Origin of the sequence: uncultured Bacteroides sp. (genome assembly GCF_949298305.1) — a bacterium.
GTDB lineage: Bacteria > Bacteroidota > Bacteroidia > Bacteroidales > Bacteroidaceae > Bacteroides.
On record NZ_CASFWU010000150.1, the window covers coordinates 1 to 4,322 of the forward strand.

The window sequence follows — 4,322 nt, forward strand, 5'->3', positions numbered from 1 at the left end:
AGTGCTGCTGCCCTCCACCACCGTAGAGCGCACCATGCCCAGCTTCTCGCCCGACGGCAAGGAACTGGCCTTCATCGAAGACCGCAACCGCCTGATGGTTCTTAACCTCGACACCAAAAAGGTGCGCCAGATAACCGACGGCTCCACCTGGTACAGCACCGAAGGCGGCTTCAGCTACCGCTGGTCGCCGGACGGACGATGGTTCGCCCTCGAATTCATCGGCAACGGCCACGACCCCTACACCGACATCGGCCTGGTAAGCGCCGACGGCAAGGGCACGATATTCAACCTGACCGCCAGCGGCTACTTCAGCTCCTCGCCCCGCTGGGTGATGGACGGCAACGCCATCCTCTTCAGCACCGAACGCTACGGCATGCGCAGCCACGCCTCGTGGGGTTCGCTCGAAGACGCCATGCTGGTGTTCCTCAACCAGGACGCCTACGACAAGTACCGCCTGAGCAAGGAAGACTACGAACTCAGCAAGAAGGAAAAGGAGAACGACGACAAGGACAAGAAAAAAGAAGACAAAGACGGCGACAAGGACAAGAAAGAGGGCGACAAGAAGCCGGACGTTGAACCCATCACGGTGGAACTGGACGGCATCGAAGACCGCATCGTGCGCCTCACGCCCAACTCCTCGCGCCTGGGCGACGCCATCCTCTCGGCCGACGGCGAAAGCCTCTACTACATGTCGGCCTTCGAAGGCGGATACGACCTCTGGAAGATGGACCTGCGCAAGCACGACACCAAGCTGCTGAAGAAGATGGACGCCGGCTGGGCCTCGCTCACGCTGGACAAGAAGGGCGACAACCTCTTCATCCTGAGCGGACGCAGCATGCAGAAGATGAACACCAAGAGCGACAAGCTGGAGCCCGTCACCTACCGCGCCGAAATGCAGATGAACCTGGCCGAAGAGCGCGCCTACATGTTCGACCACGTCTACAAGCAGGAGCAGAAACGCTTCTACAACCTGAACATGCACGGCGTGGACTGGGACAAGATGTCGGCAGCCTACCGCAAGTTCCTGCCCCACATCAACAACAACTACGACTTTGCCGAGCTGCTGAGCGAGTGGCTGGGCGAACTGAACGTGTCGCACACGGGCGGACGCTACTACCCCTCGCTTGCCACCGACGCCACCGCCAGCCTGGGCCTGCTCTATAGCTGGACCGACCGCGGCGAAGGACTGCTGATAGACGAGGTGGTGGAAAAAGGCCCCTTCGACACGGCCAGGTCGCAGGTGAAGGCGGGCGACCGCATCGTGAAGATAGACGGCCAGACGCTCGACGCCAAGACCGACATCAGCCAGCTGCTGAACGGCAAGACCGGCCGCAAGACGCTCGTATCCTTCTACAGCCCCGCAACAGACCGGCGCTGGGACGAAGTGGTGAAGCCCATCAGCGGCGGCACACTGAACAGCCTGCTCTACCGCCGCTGGGTGAAGCAGCGTGCGGCCGACGTGGAACGCTGGTCGGGCGGACGCCTGGGCTACGTACACATCCAGTCCATGGACGACGGCAGTTTCCGCAACATCTATTCGGACATTCTGGGCAAGTACAACAAGTGCGAGGGCATCGTCATCGACACCCGCTTCAACGGCGGCGGACGCCTGCACGAAGACATCGAAGTGCTGTTCAGCGGACAGAAATACTTCACACAGGTGGTGCGCGGACGCGAAGCCTGCGACATGCCCAGCCGCCGCTGGAACAAGCCCAGCATCATGCTGCAATGCGAGGCCAACTACTCCAACGCCCACGGCACACCCTGGGTGTACAGCCACCGGAAGCTGGGCAAGCTGGTGGGAGCTCCCGTACCGGGCACCATGACCAGTGTGTCGTGGGAGACGCTTCAGGACCGCTCGCTGGTATTCGGCATCCCCGTCATCGGCTATCGACTGCCCGACGGCTCGTACCTGGAGAACATGCAGCTGGAACCCGACATCCGGGTGCTCAATGCCCCCGAAACCATCGTCAAGGGCGAAGACACGCAGCTGAAAGCCGCCGTGGACGAACTGCTGAAGGAAATAGGAAAATAAACCTGCCGCAAGTGTAGCGGGCTGCACGCCCGCCCACCAACGGCGAGGCCCTCAAAAAGCGAAATGGCACACAGGCCACGCTGTTTGGACAGATTCACACGGATTCTAAATCCCTTGTAAGCCGGCATGCCGGTCTGTGATTCTCTGTCCAATCAGCGTGGCCTGTGTGCCATTCGTCTGTTCAGAGCCAAAGAGGCTATCCGAAGCAGATGCCCATGCGCCGTCCCTGCACGATGAGGTCGTGGTCCTCGGTCACCAGCTTCAGCTTGCCTGCCACCTCGCTCAGCGGCGCCGAAGAGATTTCGTCGCCCTTCAGCGTCACCATGCGGCCGAACTGTCCGTTGGCTATCAGCTCCGTGGCGTGGCCTCCCATGCGGGTGGAGAGGTTGCGGTCGAAGGGCGTGGGCGAACCGCCGCGCTGGATGTAGCCCAGCACCGTCTCGCGCGTCTCGATGCCCGTCTCATACTCAATCTCCTGGGCAATGTACTCGGCGGCACGTTTGCGGCCGTCGGTCTGTATGCCCTCGGCCACCACCACAATGGAGTAAGGCTTTCCCTTCTTCAGGCGGTTCAGGATGGTCTGTCCGATGCTGTGTATGTTATAAGGCAGTTCGGGGATGAGAATGACGTCTCCTCCGCCCGCCATGCCCGAGTAGAGGGCAATCCAACCCGCCTTGTGGCCCATCACCTCGATGACCATCACGCGTTTGTGCGAGCTGGCGGTGGAGTGCAGGCGGTCTATGGCGTCGGTGGCGATGCTGACGGCCGAATCGAAGCCGAAGGAGAAGTCCGTCCCCCAGATGTCGTTGTCTATCGTCTTGGGCACGGAGACAATGTTCAGCCCCATTTCGGACAGTTTGGCCGCTGTCTTCTGCGTGCCGTTTCCGCCTATGCACACCACGCAGTCCAGGCCCAGCTCCTTCACGTTCTGCATAATCAGGGCAGGCTTGTCCACGTCCGAAATGATGCCCCCTTTCTTGAAAGGTTTCTCACGCGAGGTACCCAGCATGGTGCCGCCCAGATTGAGCAGACCGGACATTGATTTCTCTGTAAACACCTCCACGTCTTTCGTCAGCAGTCCCTGGAAGCCGCTGTGGATGCCCGTCACTTCTATGCCGTAATGATTGATGGCTGTTTTGCACACGCCGCGAATCGTCGCATTGATGCCGGGGCAGTCACCGCCCGAAGTCAAAATACCAATTCTCATAAGTCCAAACTTGTTTAGGATTGAAACCGACGACGGAACCCGGACAGCGAACCAATCGTACCACATTTACGTTGAGTTATCCATAAGCTCCGTTATCTGTCGTAAAGGTAGAAAAAAAACGGAAAAAAGATAGAGATGCCGATAAATAAGATTAATTTTGCAGCTTAAAATCAGCTTTCAATAAGAAGAATGAATATTACAAGGTTTCTGAACAGCGTATATTTCAACTCCCGTTACAAAGAAATCGACCAGCAATATGCGCAACACGCCGGCGAATTGCAGGAACGCGTGCTGCTACGTCTGCTGAAGACGGCGGCAGGCACCGAATGGGGAAAGAAATACGACTATGCCTCGATACGCACCTACGAAGAGTTCAAGAAAAGACTTCCTATACAGACTTACGAGGAAGTAAAGCCCTACGTAGAGCGCCTGCGGGCTGGGGAGCAGAACCTGCTCTGGCCCTCCGAGATCCGTTGGTTCGCCAAATCGTCGGGCACCACAAACGACAAGAGCAAATTCCTGCCTGTCAGCCGCGAGTCGCTGAAAGACACGCACTATCGTGGAGGCATCGATGCCGTCGCCCTCTACCTGCACCAGAATCCGCAAAGCCGCTTCTTCAACGGTAAAGGACTGATACTGGGCGGAAGCCATGCTCCCAACCTGAACACCAACCACAGCCTGGTGGGCGACCTCTCCCACATCCGTGTGCCAAGCAAACAGACAGCTCTGATGGAACACTTCGAGCCCAAAATGGAAGCCATCGCACGCGAAACCATTCATGCCAACGTCACCAACCTCTCCGGCGTACCCTCGTGGATGCTGGTACTCATCAAGCACATTCTGGAGAAGACGGGCAAGCAGAGCCTTGAAGAGGTGTGGCCCAATCTGGAGGTGTTCTTCCACGGCGGAGTGGCCTTCACCCCATACCGCGAACAATACAAGGAAGTCATCCGCAGCCCCCGCATGCACTATGTGGAGACTTACAACGCCTCCGAAGGCTACTTCGGCACACAGAGCGACCCGGCCGACCCGGCCATGCTGCTGATGATAGACTACGGCATCTTCTACGAATTCATCCCC

General features: G+C 58.4%; 3 protein-coding genes. 2 read left to right on the top strand and 1 reads right to left on the bottom strand.

The annotated features are described in order from the left end of the window. Positions 1-2,035 (top strand): S41 family peptidase (locus tag Q1Y74_RS13680; RefSeq protein WP_300814846.1); only part of this gene is annotated, 2,035 nt, incomplete at its 5' end. A gap of 196 nt (positions 2,036-2,231) precedes the next feature. Here Q1Y74_RS13680 and Q1Y74_RS13685 read toward each other — a convergent pair. Next, positions 2,232-3,242, bottom strand: a complete 1,011-nt coding sequence (locus Q1Y74_RS13685; protein WP_300814847.1) for an ATP-dependent 6-phosphofructokinase — start codon at positions 3,240-3,242, stop codon at positions 2,232-2,234. A gap of 189 nt (positions 3,243-3,431) precedes the next feature. Between Q1Y74_RS13685 and Q1Y74_RS13690 the strand changes: the two genes are divergently transcribed. Beyond that, on the top strand, positions 3,432-4,322 hold an 891-nt coding region (locus tag Q1Y74_RS13690; RefSeq protein ID WP_300814848.1), incomplete at its 3' end, for a GH3 auxin-responsive promoter family protein.